15 protein-coding genes and 1 pseudogene are annotated in these 19,610 nt (G+C 73.5%); 13 read left to right on the forward strand and 3 right to left on the reverse strand.

The genetic code is table 11. The features are described 5' to 3' along the window. Together ABZ312_RS37195 and ABZ312_RS37200 are read left to right on the forward strand one after the other, a co-directional pair. Nucleotides 1-462, forward strand: a pseudogene (locus ABZ312_RS37195) (hypothetical protein); the annotation flags it as partial. A 50-nt stretch (nucleotides 463-512) separates the two neighbouring features. Beyond that, nucleotides 513-1,385, forward strand: a complete 873-nt coding sequence (locus tag ABZ312_RS37200) for a hypothetical protein (protein ID WP_500439650.1) — start codon at nucleotides 513-515, stop codon at nucleotides 1,383-1,385. A 65-nt stretch (nucleotides 1,386-1,450) separates the two neighbouring features. Here the strand turns inward: ABZ312_RS37200 and ABZ312_RS37205 are convergent, their stop codons facing one another. After that, entirely contained in the window at nucleotides 1,451-2,734 is a 1,284-nt protein-coding gene (locus ABZ312_RS37205; RefSeq protein WP_500328588.1) for a DUF1015 family protein, read from the reverse strand. Nucleotides 2,735-2,806: 72 nt separating this feature from the next. Here ABZ312_RS37205 and ABZ312_RS37210 point away from each other — a divergent pair, with 72 nt between their 5' ends. Next, complete coding sequence (locus ABZ312_RS37210; RefSeq protein WP_500439643.1) at nucleotides 2,807-3,829, forward strand: HAD-IIA family hydrolase; 1,023 nt, start codon at nucleotides 2,807-2,809, stop codon at nucleotides 3,827-3,829. Here the strand turns inward: ABZ312_RS37210 and ABZ312_RS37215 are convergent. After that, a complete protein-coding gene (locus ABZ312_RS37215) occupies nucleotides 3,826-4,176 on the reverse strand; it encodes a sterol-binding protein (RefSeq protein ID WP_500328584.1) in 351 nt (116 codons plus the stop codon). The genes ABZ312_RS37210 and ABZ312_RS37215 overlap by 4 nt on opposite strands. A gap of 147 nt (nucleotides 4,177-4,323) precedes the next feature. Between ABZ312_RS37215 and ABZ312_RS37220 the strand changes: the two genes are divergently transcribed. From ABZ312_RS37220 to ABZ312_RS37245, 6 genes are all read left to right on the forward strand, one after another. Further along, nucleotides 4,324-5,466, forward strand: coding sequence for a histone (locus ABZ312_RS37220; RefSeq protein ID WP_500439644.1), 1,143 nt, complete (start codon nucleotides 4,324-4,326; stop codon nucleotides 5,464-5,466). Beyond that, on the forward strand, nucleotides 5,459-5,719 hold the full coding sequence (locus ABZ312_RS37225; RefSeq protein WP_500328580.1) for a hypothetical protein: 261 nt from the start codon (nucleotides 5,459-5,461) through the stop codon (nucleotides 5,717-5,719). Before ABZ312_RS37220 ends, ABZ312_RS37225 begins: the two co-directional genes overlap by 8 nt. Nucleotides 5,720-5,726: 7 nt before the next feature. Beyond that, nucleotides 5,727-6,533: a TlyA family RNA methyltransferase gene (locus tag ABZ312_RS37230; protein WP_500328578.1), complete on the forward strand. Its 807-nt coding sequence runs from the start codon at nucleotides 5,727-5,729 to the stop codon at nucleotides 6,531-6,533. Then, complete coding sequence (locus ABZ312_RS37235) at nucleotides 6,530-7,468, forward strand: NAD kinase (protein ID WP_500328576.1); 939 nt, start codon at nucleotides 6,530-6,532, stop codon at nucleotides 7,466-7,468. Before ABZ312_RS37230 ends, ABZ312_RS37235 begins: the two co-directional genes overlap by 4 nt. A gap of 49 nt (nucleotides 7,469-7,517) precedes the next feature. Further along, complete coding sequence (recN, locus tag ABZ312_RS37240) at nucleotides 7,518-9,260, forward strand: DNA repair protein RecN (protein WP_500360326.1); 1,743 nt, start codon at nucleotides 7,518-7,520, stop codon at nucleotides 9,258-9,260. A 487-nt stretch (nucleotides 9,261-9,747) separates the two neighbouring features. Continuing rightward, on the forward strand, nucleotides 9,748-10,884 hold the full coding sequence (locus ABZ312_RS37245; RefSeq protein ID WP_500439645.1) for a glycosyltransferase family 4 protein: 1,137 nt from the start codon (nucleotides 9,748-9,750) through the stop codon (nucleotides 10,882-10,884). Between the two features lie 28 nt (nucleotides 10,885-10,912). Here ABZ312_RS37245 and ABZ312_RS37250 read toward each other — a convergent pair whose 3' ends face one another. Next, nucleotides 10,913-12,721: a glycoside hydrolase family 15 protein gene (locus ABZ312_RS37250; protein WP_500328570.1), complete on the reverse strand. Its 1,809-nt coding sequence runs from the start codon at nucleotides 12,719-12,721 to the stop codon at nucleotides 10,913-10,915. A 404-nt stretch (nucleotides 12,722-13,125) separates the two neighbouring features. Between ABZ312_RS37250 and pyrG the strand changes: the two genes are divergently transcribed. The 4 genes from pyrG to ald all read left to right on the forward strand — a co-directional run bounded on the left by pyrG (nucleotide 13,126) and on the right by ald (nucleotide 19,294). After that, nucleotides 13,126-14,772 carry a CTP synthase gene (gene pyrG / locus ABZ312_RS37255; RefSeq protein ID WP_500328600.1) on the forward strand — a complete coding sequence of 549 codons (1,647 nt, stop codon included), beginning with the start codon at nucleotides 13,126-13,128 and terminating at the stop codon, nucleotides 14,770-14,772. A gap of 63 nt (nucleotides 14,773-14,835) precedes the next feature. After that, complete coding sequence (locus ABZ312_RS37260; protein ID WP_499511085.1) at nucleotides 14,836-15,459, forward strand: NUDIX domain-containing protein; 624 nt, start codon at nucleotides 14,836-14,838, stop codon at nucleotides 15,457-15,459. Between the two features lie 129 nt (nucleotides 15,460-15,588). Further along, the gene (locus tag ABZ312_RS37265) at nucleotides 15,589-17,928 is read left to right on the forward strand and encodes a tetratricopeptide repeat protein (RefSeq protein WP_500328566.1); all 2,340 of its coding nucleotides are present in this window, start codon (nucleotides 15,589-15,591) and stop codon (nucleotides 17,926-17,928) included. A 250-nt stretch (nucleotides 17,929-18,178) separates the two neighbouring features. Continuing rightward, complete coding sequence (gene ald / locus ABZ312_RS37270) at nucleotides 18,179-19,294, forward strand: alanine dehydrogenase (RefSeq protein ID WP_500359318.1); 1,116 nt, start codon at nucleotides 18,179-18,181, stop codon at nucleotides 19,292-19,294. The last annotated feature ends 316 nt before the right edge of the window (nucleotides 19,295-19,610 follow it).

Raw genomic sequence — 19,610 nt, forward strand, 5'->3', positions numbered from 1 at the left:
CGCGTGACGACCGGCGTGATGACCGTGGTGGGTTCCGTCGCGACGACCGGCCGCGCTACGACCGTCCCCGTGAGGATCGTCCCCGTGACGACCGGCGTGATGACCGTGGTGGGTTCCGTCGTGACGACCGGCCGCGCTACGACCGTCCCCGTGAGGATCGTCCCCGTGACGACCGGCGGGACGACCGTGGTGGGTTCCGTCGCGATGACCGGCCGCGCTACGACCGTCCCCGTGAGGATCGTCCCCGTGACGACCGGCGGGACGACCGGCCCCGTGGGCCGCGCCGGGACGACGACCGTGGCGGCTACCGTCGCGACGACCGTCGGGACGAGCGTCCCCGCGGCCCGCGTCGTGATGACGAGCGCGGCCAGGGCGGCGGCCGGCGGCCGTACGTGCAGGGGCGCGGGCGGTTCGAGAACACCCGGGGCCGTGACGAGCGCCGTGAGGAGCGGGAGCCGGTGAAGCGGCTGCCGATCCCGGACGACGTGACGGGTCAGGAGATCGACCCCAGCGTGCGTCAGGAGCTCATGAGCCTGCCGAAGACGCTCGCCGAGGACGTGGCGCGCAACCTCGTCATGGTGGCCAGGCTGCTGGACGAGGACCCGGACCTGGCCTACGGCTACTCCAGGGTCGCGCTGCGACTCGCGTCCCGTGTCGCCGCCGTCCGTGAGGCGGCCGGCTTCGCCTCGTACGCCACGGAGCGGTACGCCGAGGCACTGGCCGAGTTCCGGGCATGCCGGCGGATGACGGGCACGGTCGACCTGTGGCCGGTCATGGCGGACTGCGAGCGGGGCATGGGCCGCCCGGAGCGCGCGCTGGAGATGGCGGGCGCGCCGGAGGTGCACAAGCTGGACCGCGCGGGTCAGGTGGAGATGCGTCTGGTCGCCGCCGGTGCGCGGCGCGACATGGGCCAGAACGAGGCCGCCGTCGTCACCCTGCAGAGCCCGGAACTGGCGTCCAACGCCGTGCACCCGTGGACGGCGCGACTGCGCTACGCGTACGCCGACGCGCTGCTCGCGGCGGGCCGTGAGGACGAGGCCCGGGAGTGGTTCGCCAAGGCGCTGGAGGCCGACCAGAGCGGCAGCACGGACGCCTCCGACCGGCTGGCGCAGCTGGACGGCGTGGCCTTCGTGGACGCGCTGGACGAGGGTGCCGACGAGGGCGCCGGGGCCGGCGCGCCCGTCGCGGCGGATCGGGACGGCGACGACATCGACGACGACGCCGCCGAGGACTCCGCGGATGCCGAGGCCTCCGACGACGAGGAGCACGGGGAGCGCGAGGTCGGTGACGCCGGGGAGCCGGACGTCGACCTGACCGACGAGGCCGATCCGACGGCGTTCCTCGACGACCCGTTCAAGGAGCCCGCCAAGGGCACCGAGGACTGATCGCCGGCACAACGCGAAGGGCGGCATCCGCGTCACGCGGATGCCGCCCTTCGCGTTGTGCGGCTTCAGGCGGGCGTGCCGTCGAGTTCCAGGCTGCGCAGCACCAGGCCGGTCGCCGGCTTCGGGCCGAAGGAGGTCGACTTGCGCGGCATCGTCACACCCTGCTTGGCGAGGTCGTGCACGACGCTCTCGCGCACCGGGTGGATGAGCACGGCCGTGCCGCCGTAATGCTCGGCGCGCTCGACCGCGGCCTGGGTGTCGTGGATGTAGTGGATGTGCTCGGGGGCGTCGGGCACCTCCCAGATCCGGTCCAGGAGCAGGCTGTGCAGCACCGTGGCGTCCAGCTGCCGCCATTCCTCGGGCCGGTCCACGGGGATGGCGCGGTCGAGGGCCTCGGTGTCCGGCCGGTCCAGGAGGTGGAAGCGGCCGTCGCCGGTGAGCAGGAAGGCGTTGCCCTCGGCCGCCGCGGCCTCCAGGGCGGCCAGGGCCTGGGGGAGGGGGCCGGGCAGCTCCTGTACGCGGAAGGCGTGGCGGGCCGCCTCGACGGCCCGTGCGACGGGCAGTTGCGGCAGCACACGGTGGATGGCGCGGACCCGCAGCGGGTAGCGGGCGGTGTCCACCAGCAGCACCAGGCCGTAGTCCCAGGGGCTGGGGGCCTCGTGCTCGGCCTGCAGCAGCAGGTACGTGGCCCAGCGGTGGTGGCCGTCGGCGATGACGGCCTGGTGCCGGGACAGGTCGGCGTCGACCGCGGCGATCGCCCCCGGGTCGGTGATCGCCCACAGCCGGTGGTGGATGCCGTCCTCGGTTGTCGTGGCCAGCAAGGGCGGCTCCGCGACGGTGCGTTCGACGACCTCGGCCGCCTCCCCGTCATCGCCCCGGTACGCCAGCAGCAGCGGTTCGAGGTTGGCGGCCGTGGCACGCATGAGCGCCGCGCGGTCGGCGACCGGGCCGGGCATCACGTCCTCGTGCGGCAGCACGATCCGTTCCTCGGGCGGGGTCAGGCGCAGGGCACCGATGAGGCCGCGCTGCACCTGATGGCCCTCGCGCTGCTCGTACACGTACAGGGCGGGCTTGGGGTCGAGGGCCAGGACGCCCTCCTCCTGCCATTGGAACAGCGCCCATGCGGCCTTGCGGTGCCGGCCGTCCGGGGGCTCGGCGGTGGGCAGGATGAGCCGCACGACATTGTGCGGGTCGGCTGTCTCCAGGTGCCGCTGTTCCTCGGGCCGGACGACGACGTCGTACGGTGGCGAGGTGACCGCGGCCAGGCTGCCGACCCGCTCGGGGACGTAGCGGAGCGCGCGGAACGGCGCCAGCCGCAAGCCCCGTACAGCGGGTCCGGAATTGCTCATCCGGGCATGCTACGCGGGTCATGTCCGCGAAGTGTGCCGAGTGATCGACGACATACGAGGAGCGACCGCCCGATGACCCACAGGACCGGCCCGGCCGGCAGTGAAAGCCCCCTTGACCAGGCGTACGACACCGCCCTGCTCGACCTGGACGGAGTGGTCTATGCGGGTGGTGACGCGATCGTGCACGCCGTGGAGTCGCTCGGTTCGGCCCGGGCCCACGGCATGCGGCTGGCGTACGTCACCAACAACGCGGCCCGCACGCCGCGGACCGTCGCGGAGCACCTGACGCGGCTCGGCGTGCCGGCCGAGGCGGAAGAGGTCATCACCTCCGCCCAGGCGGTGGCCCGGCTGATCGCGGATCAGGTCCCGTCGGGCGCACGGGTGCTGGCGATCGGCGGCGAGGGGCTGGTGGAGGCGCTGCGTGAACGCGGGCTCCAGCCGGTCGCCTCGGCCGACGACGACCCGGCCGCGGTCGTGCAGGGCTACTCGCCCAAGGTCGGCTGGGAGCAGCTCGCGGAGGCGGCGTTCGCGGTCAACCGCGGTGCGCCGTGGTTCGCCTCGAACACCGACCTGACCATCCCGACCGCCCGTGGCACGGCACCGGGGAACGGCGCGCTCGTCGAGGTCGTCCGGATCGCGACCGGTGGCGAACCGCAGGTCGCGGGCAAGCCGCTGCCGCCCATGCACCGGGAGACGGTCATCAGGACGGGCGCGCGACGGCCGCTGGTGGTCGGCGACCGGCTCGACACGGACATCGAGGGCGCCCACGCGGGCGGCGTCGACTCGCTGCTGGTGCTCACCGGGGTCACCACTCCCGCACTGCTGCTCGCCGCTCCGCCGCAGCACCGGCCCACCTACGTCGACGCCGATCTGCGCGGCCTGCTCACCCCGCAGCCCGGGGTCACGGACGCCGGTGCGGGTGCGTACCGCTGCGGGAGCTGGACCGCCTCGGCGGGCGACGGGGCGCTGCTGCTGGACGGCGACGGCGAACCCATGGACGGACTGCGGGCGCTGTGCGCGGCGGCCTGGACACGGGCCGGGGACGGCTCCTGCGACCTGGACGCGGAGAAGGCGCTGGACCGGCTGGGGCTCTAGAGGAGCTTGCGCAGCCGCAGCAGGTCGCGGAAGCCCGCCTCCAGCTTGACCCTGCCGCTGCCCCACGCCTTGGCGAAGTGCAGCTTGCCGTCGACGAGCGCGACGAGGTCGTCACCGGCCATGGTCAGCCTTATCTCGGCGCGCTCGGCCGGCGGGCCCTGCACGGTGACCACGTCCTGGATGCGGCCGTCCACCAGACGCCCCACGAAGGTGACGTCGAGATCGGTGATGCGGCAGCTCAGCGAGCGGTCGAGAGCGGCCGCGCTGCGCAGGTCGCCGCCCTCGGTCCCGGCGAGGTTCTCGGACAGCCGCTCGAGCGCGCTGCGGCACTCCTCGATGGTCGCCATGGGCTGTGCTTCTCCCGTTCGGACGTGGCTCGTGCTGGTCTTGATCGACGGTACCGCAGGGGACTGTCGGGGAGACGCGGCGCCATAGACGGTAGCGTCGTGACCGACGAAGTCTGGGGAACTGGTGAAGGCGAGGAGTGAGGGCGTATGCGGGACGCGTTGCGGACCTGTCTGCAGATCGCGGGCGGCCTGACCGAGGCCACCCGGCGACGGGCGGTCGGGGCGGCCAAGGAACTGCTCGACCAGACCGGGATAGACGTCGACGCGGTCCAGCGGAGCATCGGCGAGCGGATCCCGCCCGAGGTGCAGACGCTCGCGGACGAGCTGATGGCGTCGGGAAGGGCCAACCGCGACCTGCTCGTGGGTCTCGTCCGCGAGGAGATCGACAAGGCGATGGGCCGGGTCGGGCGGCTCGCGGACGAGGTCACCAAGGTCGGCGTCGTCCTGGAGGCCCTGGAACGCCGCATCCGGAACCTGGAGGACGACGACCGGGAGCCGGCCGGGGCCGACATGACGGACGAGGAGCCGGACCCCGGTCTGTACGTGCCGCCGCAGCCGCCGGTGGAGCATGCGCCGGTCGCCAGGCCCGCGCCCGCGCCTGCGCCTGCGCCCGCGAAGAAGCCCACGGGGACGGGCGCTGCCGCCGCCACCCCGGTGGCGCGCAAGAACGCCGCGCCGGCGCAGCCTCCCGCCACGCCTGCAGCCCCTGTGGTTCCGGAGCCCGACATGGCCGCGGGCACGGCTGCCGTGCCGGTCGCGCGGAAGAACGCGGCCCCCGCGAAGGCTCCTGCCGCGAAGCAGACCGCCCCCGCCAAGAAGGCCGCCGCCGCCAAGAACGCGGCCCCCGCCACGAAGACCGCGGCGGTGTCCGGCACCGCTGCCACCGCCCCCGCCAAGGAGGCGACGGCGGCGAAGAAGGCCACCCCCGCGAAGAAGACCGCCGCGGTGTCCGGCACCGCTGCCACCGCCCCGGCCAAGAAGACTGCGGCGGCGTCCGGAGCGGCTGCGCCCGCGGAGAAGGCGACGGCGGCGAAGAAGGCCACCCCCGCGAAGAAGACCGCCGCGGTGTCCCGAGCGGCTGCGCCCGCGAAGAAGACGACGGCGGCGAAGAAGGCCACCCCCGCGAAGAAGACCGCCGCGGTGTCCGGCACCGCTGCCACCGCCCCGGCCAAGAAGACCGCCGCGGTGTCCCGAGCGGCTGCGCCCGCGAAGAAGACGACGGCGGCGAAGAAGGCCACCCCTGCCAAGAAGGCGGCGGGCCGCACGCAGGAGGTGAAGGGACGTGACTGAGACCGGGCTGGAGGGCGTGGCACCCGCGCCCGCACCGGAGGCCGCGGTCCCGGCGGAGGCGGTCGTCGACGCGGGGCCGCGGCCGCTGGGCGTCGTGCTGGACGCCACGGGGAATACCGAGGTGGACGCCGTCCTTGTCCGCCTGCGGGATGCCGACCTGCTTCCCACCGAGGACCACGTCGAGGTGTACGAGGATGTACACCGTGGGCTGCGCGACACGCTCACAGGACTCGACGCCGACAACAGGAGCTGAACCTCACGTGGCACGACGCCGACTCGACGCCGAGCTGGTGCGCCGGAACCTGGCCCGCTCGCGGGAGCACGCCGGGCAGCTGATCACGGCCGGCCGGGTGACCGTGGGCGGGACGACCGCGACGAAGGCCGCCACGCAGGTGGAGACCAGCGCCGCGGTCGTCGTCGCCGATGACGCCTCGGACCCGGACTACGTCTCCCGCGGCGGCCACAAGCTGGCCGGGGCGCTGGCGGCGTTCGTGCCCCACGGGTTGCTCGTGGAGGGGCGGCGCGCGCTGGACGCCGGGGCGTCCACGGGCGGCTTCACCGACGTCCTGCTCCGCAACGGCGCGGCGCACGTCGTCGCCGTCGACGTCGGCTACGGACAGCTCGCGTGGTCGCTGCAGAGCGATGAACGCGTCACCGTGAAGGACCGTACCAACGTCCGCGAGTTGACGCTCGAGCAGATCGACAACCAGCCGGTGGACCTTGTCGTCGGCGACCTGTCCTTCATCCCGCTCGGGCTCGTCCTGCCCGCCCTCGTACGCTGCGCCGCGCCCGACGCGGACCTGGTCCTGATGGTCAAGCCGCAGTTCGAGGTGGGCAAGGAGCGACTGGGCAGCGGCGGTGTCGTCCGCAGCCCTCAGCTGCGCGCCGATGCCGTACGACAGGTCGCCGGACAGGCGGCCGCACTGGGACTGGGGGTGCTGGGCGTGACCGCGAGCCCGTTGCCGGGACCGTCGGGGAATGTGGAGTACTTTCTGTGGCTGCGCGCCGGGGCGCCCGAACTGGACCCGGCGGATGTCGAACGCGCTGTGGCGGAGGGGCCCCGTTGAGCGAGACGCACGAGACGCACGAGGTGCACGGGACGTCCGGCCGCACCGTCTTCCTCCTCGCCCACACCGGGCGGCCGGCGGCCATCCGCAGTGCCGAGCGGGTGGTCCAGGGGCTGAAGCGCTGCAACATCGGCGTACGGGTGCTGGCCGAGGAGGCCGAGGACCTGACGCTGCCCGGGGACGGCGGGGTGCAGCGGGTGCAGGAGATCGGACCGGAGACGGTCGCGGACTGCGAGCTGATCATCGTCCTGGGCGGTGACGGCACGCTCCTGCGCGGCGCGGAGTTCGCGCGTGCCTCCGGGGTGCCGATGCTCGGCGTCAACCTGGGCCGGGTCGGCTTCCTCGCGGAGGCCGAGCGCGATGACCTGGACAAGGTCGTCGACCGCGTGGTCACCCGCGACTACGAGGTCGAGGAGCGCATGACGATCGACGTCCTGGTGCGCAACGACGGCCGGGTCGTCCACACCGACTGGGCGCTGAACGAGGCGTCGGTGGAGAAGCAGGCGCGCGAGCGGCTGCTGGAGGTCGTCACGGAGGTGGACGGCCGTCCGGTCTCCCGCTTCGGCGGCGACGGGGTGGTGATGGCGACCCCGACCGGGTCGACCGCGTACGCCTTCTCGGCCGGCGGGCCGGTGGTCTGGCCCGAGGTGGAGGCGCTGCTGATGGTGCCGATCAGCGCGCACGCGCTCTTCGCGAAGCCGCTGGTGACCTCCCCGAAGTCGGTGCTGGCGGTGGAGGTGCAGCCGAAGACTCCGCACGGCGTGCTGTGGTGCGACGGGCGGCGCTCGGTGGACCTTCCGGCCGGGGCCCGCGTGGAGGTCCGGCGGGGCGCGGTGCCGGTGCGGCTGGCGCGGCTCCACCACGCCTCGTTCACGGACCGGCTGGTCGCGAAGTTCGCTCTGCCGGTGGCCGGCTGGCGGGGCGCGCCGCACTGAGATTGCCCTCAGGGGTGAGGCCCGTCGCGCGGCGGCCCGCAAACCTCGTATGGTCGTATCCGTGTTGGAGGAAATGCGGATCCGGTCGCTGGGAGTCATCGAGGACGCCGTGGTCGAGCTGTCGCCCGGCTTCACCGCGGTGACCGGCGAGACCGGCGCGGGCAAGACCATGGTCGTCACCAGTCTCGGGCTGCTGCTGGGCGGCCGTGCCGATCCCGGTCTGGTCCGGATCGGTACGAAATCGGCGTCGGTCGAGGGGCGGATCACGCTGGCGGCGGGCGCGCCCGCCGCCGTGCGGGCCGAGGAGGCGGGCGCCGAGCTGGACGACGGTGCGCTGCTCATCAGCCGTACCGTCTCGGCGGAGGGCCGCTCCAGGGCCTTCGTGGGCGGGCGCACGGTCCCCGTGGGGCTGCTGGGCGAGCTGGCGGACGAGCTGGTCGCCGTGCACGGCCAGACCGACCAGCAGGGCCTGCTGAGGCCGGCCCGCCAGCGCGAGGCCCTGGACCGGTACGCGGGCGACGCCGTCGCCGTGCCGCTGGCCAAGTACGCGGGCGCCTACCGGCGGCTGCGCGAGGTCGCCGGCGAGCTGGACGAGCTGACCACCCGGGCCCGGGAGCGCGCCCAGGAGGCGGACCTGCTGCGCTTCGGCCTGGACGAGGTCGCCGCCGCGGAACCGCTGCCCGGCGAGGACGCCGACCTGGCCGCCGAGGCCGAGCGGCTGGGCCATGCCGAGGCGCTCGCGTCGGCCGCGACCCAGGCGCACGCCGCGCTCGCGGGGAACCCCGAGGACCCCGAGGGCGTCGACGCCGGCATGCTCGTCGCGGGCGCCCAGCGTGCGCTGGAGGCCGTCCGCTCCCACGACCCGGCGCTGGCCGCGCTCTCGGACCGGATCGGCGAGATCGGCATCCTCCTCGGCGACGTCGCCGGTGAGCTCGCCGGGTACGCCGACGACCTGGACGCCGATCCCCGGCGCCTGGCGGTCGTGGAGGAGCGGCGGGCCGTCCTCGCCCACCTCACTCGCAAGTACGGGGAGTCCATCGACGCCGTCCTGGCGTGGGCCGAGCAGGGCGCGGCCCGGCTCGGCGAGCTGGAGGGCGACGACGAGCGGATCGGGGAGCTCACCGGGGAGCGCGACGCGCTGCGCCTCGAGCTCGGCGACCTCGCCCAGGCCCTCACCGACGCCCGGGGGGAGGCGGCGGACCGGTTCGCCGCGGCCGTCACGGCGGAGCTCGCGCAGCTCGCCATGCCGCACGCCCGGGTCGGCGTCGCCCTCCGGCAGACGGAGGACGCGGAGGGCATCGAGGTCGGCGGCCGCCGGGTCGCCTTCGGCGCGACCGGCGCCGACGAGGTCGAGCTGCAGCTCGCACCCCACCCCGGCGCCCCGGCCCGGCCGATCGCCAAGGGTGCTTCCGGCGGTGAGCTGTCCCGGGTGATGCTCGCCGTCGAGGTCGTCTTCGCGGGGTCGGACCCGGTACCGACGTACCTGTTCGACGAGGTCGACGCGGGCGTCGGCGGCAAGGCGGCGGTCGAGGTCGGCCGGCGTCTGGCGCGTCTGGCGCGGACCGCGCAGGTCGTGGTCGTCACGCACCTGCCCCAGGTGGCCGCGTTCGCGGACCGGCAGCTGCTGGTCGAGAAGACGAACGACGGGTCCGTGACGCGGAGCGGGGTGCGCGTCCTGGAGGGTGAGGAGCGGGTACGCGAGCTGTCGCGGATGCTCGCGGGGCTGGAGGACTCGGAGCTCGGGCGGGCGCACGCGGAGGAGTTGCTGGCCGCGGCCCGCGAAGCGCGCTGACGCGCGCCGGACCCGCGTGGGCCGTCGCTCCGGCCGGTGTGCGGATCGCAGGGCGGCTGTGGTCGTGGCCGGGAGGTCGTCTCGCCTTCGCCAGTGGGGGTGCGGTCTTGCCGCGCGGCGGGTGGCCGACCGACGTTCCCCGGGCGCCGTCCGGCGGACCCCCGGGAGGGGTTTCCGCGCACCGCACACGGGGCGGAGGCGGTCGGCAACGCCGCCGGCCGGTCCGTGGCCGGTCCGTCGGGGGCACCGCCGTCCCCCGGCCGTGGGCGTGCACCGGCGCGTGCCACGCCCGAGGGCGGGTACCCCCGCTTGCGGGTGCGGGGTCGGCGTGATGGGGGAGCGGGGGGCACTCGTAAGGGTGGTCCCGCGTACGTGTGGCCGGGTGGGGGTGGGGCATCGCTCCCTGGATGGCCTATCGGCCTGGCATCCTTGAGGGAGCAGACCCCGCCGCCCTCCGCACGATGCCGAGTCAGGAGTCCTACCCCGCGTGAGCAGTTCACCGAGCCCCTTGCACGGGCAGCTGCACGCCGTCCACGTGCTGGGCGAGACGGCGCGGGCCCATGTCGCCTCCGTGGCGGGCGGGTTGGTGGCGCGCGGCGTACAGGTGACGGTCTGCGGGCCCGCCGAGGCCGAGGAGCGGTACGGGTTCGGGGCGGCGGGAGCGCGGTTCGCGCCGGTCGAGATCACGCGGCGCGCACAACCGAGGGCGGACGCGGCCGTGGTGACGGCGTTGCGGGCGGCCTGCGCCGGGGCGGACGTGGTGCATGCGCACGGGCTGCGGGCCGGGCTGCTCGCCACGATGGCGCTGAGCGGGCGCCGTACGCCGCTGGTGGTGACCTGGCACGGCGCGGTGCTGGCGGAGGGGGCGCGGGGGCGGGTGCTGCGGTTGCTGGAGCGCCGGGTGGCGCGGGCGGCGGCGGTCGTGCTGGGCGCCTCGTCGGACCTGGTGGACCGGGCCCGTGCGGCCGGGGCCCGGGACGCCCGGCTCGGGCCGATCGGGGTGCCGGCGCCGCCGCGGGCCGCGCCGTCCCCGGAGGCGGTGGCGGAGGCGGAGCGGCGCCGGTACAAGACCCGGGACGAATTCGCCGTGGGGGAGCGTCCGTTGCTGCTCGCGGTGGGCCGTCTGGAGGCGCGCAAGGGGTATCACCTGCTGCTGGACGCGGCCCACGGCTGGGCGGGGCTCGACCCGGCGCCGTTGCTGGTCGTCGCGGGCGAGGGCTCGCTGCGTACGGAGCTCCAGGAGCGGATCGACAGCGAGGAGCTGCCGGTGCGGCTGCTCGGCCGCCGCGACGACGTGCCCGAACTCCTCGCCGCCGCCGACGTGGTGGTGCTGCCGTCGCGCTGGGAGGCGCGGTCCCTTCTCGCGCAGGAGGCGCTGCACGCCGGGGCGCCGCTGGTGGCGACCTCCGTCGGTGGTACGCCCGAACTCGTCGGCGAGGCAGCGGTGTTGGTGCCCTACGGCAATCCGAAGACGCTCGCGGACACCGTCACGCGTCTGCTGGGGGACCCGGCACGGCGTGCGGGGTTCGCCGCGGCCGGTCCCGTGCAGGCCGCCACTTGGCCGACCGAGGATGACACGGTCGCCCAAGTGCTCAGCATCTACGACGAGTTGACCTCGTCCTGAGGGCCGCTTCGCGGGCGGCGGCGGTGCGTCAGCCGCCGTACGCGCCGCTCGCGGTGAGCCGCAGCGCCGTGTCGATCAGCGGCACGTGGCTGAAGGCCTGCGGGAAGTTGCCGACCTGCCGCTGCAGCCGCGGGTCCCACTCCTCGGCCAGCAGGCCGAGGTCGTTGCGGAGCGCCAGCAGCTTCTCGAAGAGCCTGCGGGCCTCGTCGACCCGGCCGATCATGGCGAGGTCGTCGGCGAGCCAGAAGGAGCACGCGAGGAAGGCGCCCTCGTCGCCGGGGAGGCCGTCCAGGTTCTCGCCGCCGGGCGGGGCGTCGGTCGGGTAGCGCAGCACGAAGCCGTCCTCGGTGGACAGTTCCCGCTGGATCGCCTCGATGGTGCCGATGACGCGCTTGTCGTCCGGCGGCAGGAAGCCGACCTGCGGGATGAGCAGCAGCGAGGCGTCCAGCTCGCGCGAGCCGTAGGACTGCGTGAAGGTGTTGCGTTCCTTGTCGTAGCCCTTCTCGCACACGTCGCGGTGGATCTCGTCGCGCAGGTCGCGCCAGCGCTCCAGCGGGCCGTCGACCTCGCCGGACTCGATGAGCTTGACGGTGCGGTCGACGGCGACCCAGGCCATGACCTTGGAGTGGACGAAGTGCCGGCGCGGGCCGCGGACCTCCCAGATGCCCTCGTCCGGCTCGTCCCAGTGGTCCTCCAGGTACTGGATGAGCCGGATCTGCAGCAGCGAGGCGTAGTCGTTGCGGGCCAGGCCGGTCATGTGCGCCAGGTGCAGGGCCTCGGTGACCTCGCCGTAGACGTCGAGCTGCAGTTGGTGGGCCGCGCCGTTGCCGACCCGGACCGGGATCGAGCCCTCGTAGCCGGGCAGCCAGTCCAGCTCGGTCTCGCCGAGCTCGCGCTCACCGGCGATGCCGTACATGATCTGCAGGTTCTCCGGGTCGCCGGCGACCGCGCGCAGCAGCCACTCGCGCCAGGCGCGGGCCTCGTCGCGGTAGCCGGTGCGCAGCAGGGAGGACAGGGTGATCGCCGCGTCGCGCAGCCAGGTGAAGCGGTAGTCCCAGTTGCGGACGCCGCCGATGTCCTCGGGCAGGGAGGTGGTGGGGGCGGCGACGATGCCGCCGGTCGGCCCGTACGTCAGGGCCTTGAGGGTGATCAGGGAGCGGACCACGGCGTCCCGGTAGGGGCCGTGGTAGGTGCACTGGGCGACCCACTCCCGCCAGAAGTCCTCGGTGGCCTCCAGCGACGCCTCGGGCTCGGCGAGCGGGGGCGGCTCCTTGTGCGAGGGCTGCCAGCTGATGGTGAAGGCGATGCGGTCGCCGGGCGAGACCGTGAAGTCCGCGTAGGTGGTGAGGTCCTTGCCGTACGTCTCGACATCGGTGTCGTGCCAGACGGAGTCCGGGCCGGCGACGGCGACGGTGCGCTCGCCCACCTTGTGCACCCACGGCACGACCCAGCCGTAGCTGAAGCGCATGCGCAGCGCGGACCGCATCGGCACCCGGCCGCTGACGCCCTCGACGATCCGGATCAGCTGGGGGGCGCCGTCACGCGGCGGCATGAAGTCGATCACACGGACCGTGCCGCGGGGGGTGTCCCACTCGGACTCCAGCACCAGGGAGTCGCCCCGGTAGCGGCGCCGGGTGGCGGCCGGGGACGGGGTGCCGTTCGCGTGGGCGGGGCCGAGCCGCCAGTAGCCGTGCTCCTCGGTGCCGAGGAGGCCCGCGAAGATCGCGGGGGAGTCGAAGCGGGGCAGGCACAGCCAGTCGACCGTGCCGTCCCGGCACACCAGGGCGGCGGTCTGCATATCGCCGATGAGTGCGTAATCCTCGATACGCCCGGCCACGTAGGTCTCCCAGTCGAACGACGGCGGCGCCCCTTGGGACTGGGGCGGTGATTGCGGTCTGTGGATCTGTCGACGAGCTCTTTCCCGGGAGCGGGCGGGGTAGTGCCGTGCCGGTTCACTCGCATCGAATCGATGTGTCCGAGCAGGATACGACGACAACGCGGGCTGTGCGGAAGCGACGACCGCCCCCGCTGGGCCGGTCGGGTGCATTTTGTCGTACCAAACTCCCGGTGACCGCGTTTTTCGTCAGAGAGCCGCCCGCACCGTCTGGTGCGCGTCACTGATACCCTGGTAGCCCGTGGGCCGGTGGCCTGAACCACTGAACCGCCGCGACGACACCCCTCTTCATCACCATGGTGCCGTCCCGACCACCACCTCGCGACCACGGGAGCCCCCTGTTGGCACTGCCGCCCAAATCCACGACGACCAAGCACCTCTTCGTCACTGGGGGTGTCGCCTCCTCGCTCGGCAAGGGACTGACCGCCTCCAGCCTCGGCGCACTGCTCAAGGCCCGGGGTCTGCGCGTCACCATGCAGAAGCTCGACCCGTACCTCAACGTGGACCCGGGCACGATGAACCCGTTCCAGCACGGTGAGGTGTTCGTCACGGACGATGGCGCCGAGACCGACCTGGACATCGGCCACTACGAGCGCTTCCTGGACGTGAACCTCGCCGGCTCGGCCAACGTCACCACCGGCCAGGTGTACTCCTCGGTGATCGCCAAGGAGCGGCGCGGCGAGTACCTGGGCGACACCGTGCAGGTCATCCCGCACATCACCAACGAGATCAAGTCCCGCATCCGGCGCATGGCGACCGAGGACGTGGACGTGGTGATCACGGAGGTCGGCGGCACCGTCGGCGACATCGAGTCGCTGCCCTTCCTGGAGTCCGTGCGGCAGGTCCGGCACGAGGTCGGCCGGGACAACGTCTTCGTGATGCACATCTCACTGCTCCCGTACATCGGCCCCTCCGGCGAGCTGAAGACCAAGCCGACCCAGCACTCCGTGGCCGCGCTGCGCAGCATCGGCATCCAGCCCGACGCGATCGTGCTGCGCGCCGACCGCGACGTGCCGACCTCCATCAAGCGCAAGATCTCGCTGATGTGCGACGTCGACGAGGAGGCCGTGGTCGCGGCGATCGACGCCCCGTCGATCTACGACATCCCCAAGGTGCTGCACACCGAGGGCCTGGACGCGTACGTGGTCCGCAAGCTGAACCTGCCGTTCCGCGACGTCGACTGGACGCAGTGGGACGACCTGCTGGGGCGGGTCCACCAGCCCGAGCACGAGGTGAAGGTCGCCCTCGTCGGCAAGTACATCGACCTGCCGGACGCCTACCTGTCGGTGACCGAGGCGCTGCGCGCCGGCGGCTTCGCCAACAACGCCAAGGTCAACATCAAGTGGGTGACCTCGGACGACTGCAAGACCGCGGCCGGCGCGGCCCGTCAGCTCGGCGACGTGGACGCGATCTGCGTGCCCGGCGGCTTCGGCGACCGCGGTGTGGAGGGCAAGGTCTCGGCGATCACCTTCGCCCGCGAGAACCGCATCCCGCTGCTGGGTCTGTGCCTGGGCCTGCAGTGCGTGGTCATCGAGGCGGCCCGCAGCCTGGCCGGCATTCCGGACGCCAACTCCACCGAGTTCGACGCCGCGACCGCGCACCCGGTGATCTCCACCATGGCCGAGCAGCTCGACATCGTCGCCGGCCAGGGCGACCTCGGCGGAACCATGCGGCTGGGCCTGTACCCGGCGAAGCTCGCCGAGGGTTCCATCGTCCGCGAGGTCTACGGCGGCGAGCCCTACGTCGAGGAGCGGCACCGCCACCGCTACGAGGTGAACAACGCCTACCGCGGCGAGCTGGAGAAGAAGGCCGGCCTGGTGTTCTCCGGCACCTCCCCGGACAACACGCTGGTCGAGTACGTCGAGTACCCCCGCGACGTGCACCCGTACCTGGTGGCCACCCAGGCGCACCCCGAACTCAAGTCCCGCCCGACCCGTCCGCACCCCCTGTTCGCGGGTCTGGTCGCGGCCGCCGTCGAGCGCCTCAAGGGTTGATCGGTACGGTTGCCGGGGCGGGCCGGCGAACGGCCCGCCCCGGTACCGCGTACGGAGGGCACCATGCTGAAGGACACTCCCGAGGAGTGGCGGGTCACCGCCACCGCCACCCCATTCACCGGGAAGAAGACCAGCGTCCGCACCGATGACGTCGTCATGCCCGACGGCGGCGTCGCCCGGCGCGACTACCAGGTCCACCCCGGCTCGGTGGCCGTGCTCGCCCTCGACGACCGGGACCGGGTGCTGGTCCTCAAGCAGTACCGCCACCCCGTGCGGATGAAGCTGTGGGAGATCCCCGCCGGACTGCTCGACGTCCCCGGCGAGAACCCGCTGCACGCCGCCCAGCGCGAGCTGTACGAGGAGGCCCACGTCAAGGCCGAGGACTGGCGGGTGCTCACGGACGTGTACACCACGCCCGGCGGCTGCGACGAGGCCGTGCGGATCTTCCTGGCGCGGGGCCTGTCCGAGGTGGAGGGCGAGCGCTTCGAGGTGTCGGAGGAAGAGGCCGACATGGAGTTCGCCCGGGTCCCGGTGGACGAGCTGGTCCGCGGCGTCCTCGCCGGGGAACTGCACAACAACTGCCTCGTGGTGGGTGTGCTCGCGCTGCAGGCCGCCCGGGCGGGGGACGGCCTGGAGGCGCTGCGTCCCGCCGAGGCCGAGTGGCCCGCGCGACCGTTCTCCGTGTGACCCGTTCGGTCTGACCATCCGATCGTCCGAGAGGGTGATCATTGACCGGATCCGCCGCGTCGCGCAGGGGGGTTGGACCCATACCGTGAACTAGGCTCTTGCCGTTCGTAGGAGAACGGGAGTGGGCCCGTGGCGGATCACGTGCTGGACGCCGACGCATCGGCGGCGGCCTCTGACGACGGCCCGTGGGGGCCGGCGTCGCAGACCCCGGCACACGGCACGCTGCCCCCCGGCCTGCCGGGGTTCGTCGGGCGCCGCCGCGAGCTCGAGGAACTGCGTGCCGACATCGACCGGCCGGGCCTGGCGGCCCTGCGCGGCCAGACGCCCGACGGCAGCCGCGTGCTCCTCGTGGCCGGCCGGCCGGGCTCGGGACGGACGGCGCTGGCCGTGCGCCTCGCCCACGAGGTCGCCGACCGCTACCCCGGCGGCCAGTTCTACGTACGGCTCAGTGAGAACGACGGCCGTCCGGTGCCGCCCGAGCAGTCCGCCCGCTCGCTGCTGCGCGCGATGGACGTCGAGGTCGAACCGGCCGCGGAGCGCGAGGAACTGCAGGCCGCACTGCGCACCGCCCTGAACGGGCGCAAGGCCGTCCTCGTCCTGGACGACGTCGTGGACTCCCGCCAGCTGCTGGACCTGATGCCCAAGGGCTCGGGGAACCTGCTGGTCGCCACGGCCGAGGGGCCGCTGCCCGGCGTCCACGACGTACGCCCGTGCACCCTGGGCGGGCTCGACCCGGTGGCGTGCGTCGACCTGCTGGCCGAGGCCGTTGGCCGGGTGCGGATCACCAACGACCCCCGGGCCGCGGAGGCTCTCGCCCAGGAGTGCGGCGGCCATCCCGCGGCGCTGCGCCTGGTCGCCGCATGGCTCGCCGCCCAGCCCCGCACCTCCGTCGCCGAGGCCACCCGCAGGCTGCACGCCGAGGCCGCCGAGCCGGCCGCCGCCGCCGGACCGGCGGCTCCTGTGGCCGCCGAGGGCGGCACGGCCACCCGGGGCGACGGCACGCTCCGCGCCGACGTCGGGTACCGCACGGGCAGCAACCCGCTGCCGGAGGCGCTGCGCGGCCTGGCCGCGGACGGGCAGGCGCGGGTGCTGCGCCGGGCGGGCACGTCCGCCGACCCGACCGCGCGGAAGCCCGGCGGCGCTCGGGACGCCGACGGTTCCGGGGGAGCGGAGGAGAAGGGGAACGCCGCCCCGCCGCCCACCCCGCGCGCCACTCCCGCGCCGGAGCTGCTGCGCGCCTTCCGCTTCGTCTACGGAGCGCTGTCGCCCGCCGTGGCCCGCATGCTGCGCCTGCTCGCGCTCGCCCCCTCGGGCCTGACCGACGCGCAGACCGCCTCCGCCCTGGGCGGCTGCTCGGTCGAGGCCGCGCAGGCCACGCTCGCGGACCTGGCCGGCTGCGGGCTGCTGCACCCCGAGCCGGCGGCCGGCGACCTGCCGGCGCAGTACCGCGTGCCGGGCTGGCTCACCCCGCCGCTGCGGGCACTGCTGGAGAGCACGGAGAAGCCGTCCGAGGTGCTGCTCGCCCGCGCCCGGATGCTGGAGCGCACGGTACGGCTGCTGCACGCGTGCCGGATGTGCCTGGAGGGCGAGTCGGAACCGGACGGGCTGCCCAAGTCGCTGCGCTTCGCCGGCCGTCCGGTCGCGGCCGGGTGGCTGCGGCTGCGGCTGCCGGTCCTGCTGGCCTCCGCACGACTGGCGGTCGCGGACGGCGAACTGGACACCCTGGCCCGCCGTCTCATGGCCGCGCTCGTCCGGGCCCTCGCCGCGGACCCCGACGGCGGCGCGACCGCGCCGGAGCGCTACCGGCTCCACCACCTGGTGCTGGACGTGGCCGAGCGGCGCGGACTGCACCGCGAGAAGGCGGCGGCCCTGCTGAACATCGGCGACCTGGACGTGGAGGCGGCCCGCCCGCTCGACGCCCTCGACCGCTACCGGGCCGCGCTGGTGGCCTCCCGGGAGGCCTACGACGGTGACGCCGAGGGCCGCGCGCTGGAGGCCATCGCCGGGACCTATTTGGAGCTGGACGACCCACAGCGCGCCTCCGACTGGTACGGCAGGGCGCTGGCCCTGCGGCAGGCCCGGGGCGAGGTGGTCCACCAGGCGCGGCTGCACTCCAGGCTCGGCGCCCTGTTCACCTACGCCGCCCACTACGGCAACGCGCTGCGCGAGTGGCGTGCCGCGGCGGCCGCCCACCGCCGGCTGAAGGACCTGCCCGCGCAGGCCCGTGCCCTCAGCGAGGTGGCCCGGGTCCAGGAGTACGCGGGCCACCCCGAGGACGCCCTGCGGACCTGCCGTGACGCCCTGTACTGGGCCCGGCAGGCGGGGGAGCGGCGGCTGGAGGGCGCCGTGCTGCTGCGCATGGCCGACACCCTGGAGCGGCTCGGGGACCCGGCGGGCGCCCGGCTCCAGCGGGCCGCGGCGCGCCGGCTGCTGCCCGCCGAGGAGATTCCGCAGCCCGAGGAGGACTGAGCGCCTCTGTTTCCGGGCCCAAGGGCCCACCGGGGGCCCTCAGATCACGCCGTCCGCGAGCTGTACCTACGAAACTGCCAATGCCTTCGCTGAAAGTAGTCACTTTGTAAGGCTGGACAGTGACTCTTCCTTCACTACACTTGGTCACACCGCAGAACATCGCGGTCAGGTCCGGCGTACTCCGTTATGGGGTGACATGTCCGGAGACCTGCACAAACCCTCCACTCCCGTGAACAGGACCGTGATCGACGTGAAGGTCGGCATCCCCCGCGAGGTCAAGAACAACGAGTTCCGCGTGGCCATCACCCCCGCCGGCGTGCACGAGCTCGTCCGAGGCGGCCACGAGGTCTTCGTCGAGCAGGACGCCGGCGTCGGCTCGTCCATCCCGAACGAGGAGTACGTCTCCGCCGGTGCGACGATCCTCCCGACCGCCGACGAGGTGTGGGCCGCCGCCGACCTGGTGCTGAAGGTCAAGGAGCCGATCGCGGAGGAGTACCACCGTCTCCGCAAGGACCAGACCCTCTTCACCTACCTGCACCTGGCGGCGTCCCGCGAGTGCACCGACGCGCTGCTGGAGTCCGGCACCACCGCGATCGCTTACGAGACCGTCGAGTTCGCCAACCGCCAGCTGCCGCTGCTCGCCCCGATGTCCGAGGTGGCCGGCCGGCTCGCCCCGCAGGTCGGCGCGTACCACCTGATGCGCTCGGCCGGCGGGCGCGGGGTGCTCCCCGGCGGCGTCCCGGGTGTGGCCCCGGCCAAGGCGGTCGTGATCGGCGGCGGCGTCTCCGGCTGGAACGCCGCGCAGATCGCCGTCGGCATGGGCTTCCACGTCACCCTGCTCGACCGGGACATCAACAAGCTGCGCGAGGCCGACAAGATCTTCGGCACCAAGGTGCAGACCATCGTCTCCAACGCCTTCGAGCTGGAGAAGGCCGTCCTGGACGCCGACCTCGTCATCGGCGCGGTCCTGATCCCGGGCGCCAAGGCCCCCAAGCTCGTCACCAACGAGCTGGTCTCCCGGATGAAGCCCGGCTCGGTGCTCGTCGACATCGCGATCGACCAGGGCGGCTGCTTCGAGGACTCCCGTCCCACTACGCACGCCGAGCCGACCTTCGCGGTGCACAACTCGGTCTTCTACTGCGTCGCCAACATGCCGGGTGCGGTGCCGAACACCTCCACCTACGCGCTGACCAACGCGACGCTGCCGTACATCGTCGAGCTGGCCAACGGCGGCTGGCGCGAGGCGCTGCGCCGGGACGCCGCGCTCGCCAAGGGCCTCAACACCCACGAGGGGCAGGTCGTCTACGGCCCGGTCGCCGAGGCCCACGGCCTGGACGCCGTCGACCTGGCCACCGTCCTCGGCTGACGCCGGCTGGTCGACTGATCGATTTTTCTCGCGTTGGCGTCAACTTGTCGCCAATCCGGTACGCACGGCCGGGTCTTGAGTCTCAAGGCCCGGCCGTTCGCGTGGAACCATACTGTTTTGCCGATTCGTCCCCCCGCGAAACATCCCCGGCGTCGTCGTTACACCCTTGACAGCGAGACGTTCGGTTGCCGACACATCGTGCCGTGTCCGGTGGATTGTGTTGCTGTGAACCACCGACACGCCATAGAGTCGCCAACCGTCGGCATGCTGCAACGCTGACCTATTGAGAAGTTTCCTGGTCACCAAGGAGGTAAGA

The sequence above is a fragment of the Streptomyces sp. NPDC006207 genome (assembly GCF_040613835.1).
Classification (GTDB): Bacteria; Actinomycetota; Actinomycetes; order Streptomycetales; family Streptomycetaceae; genus Actinacidiphila.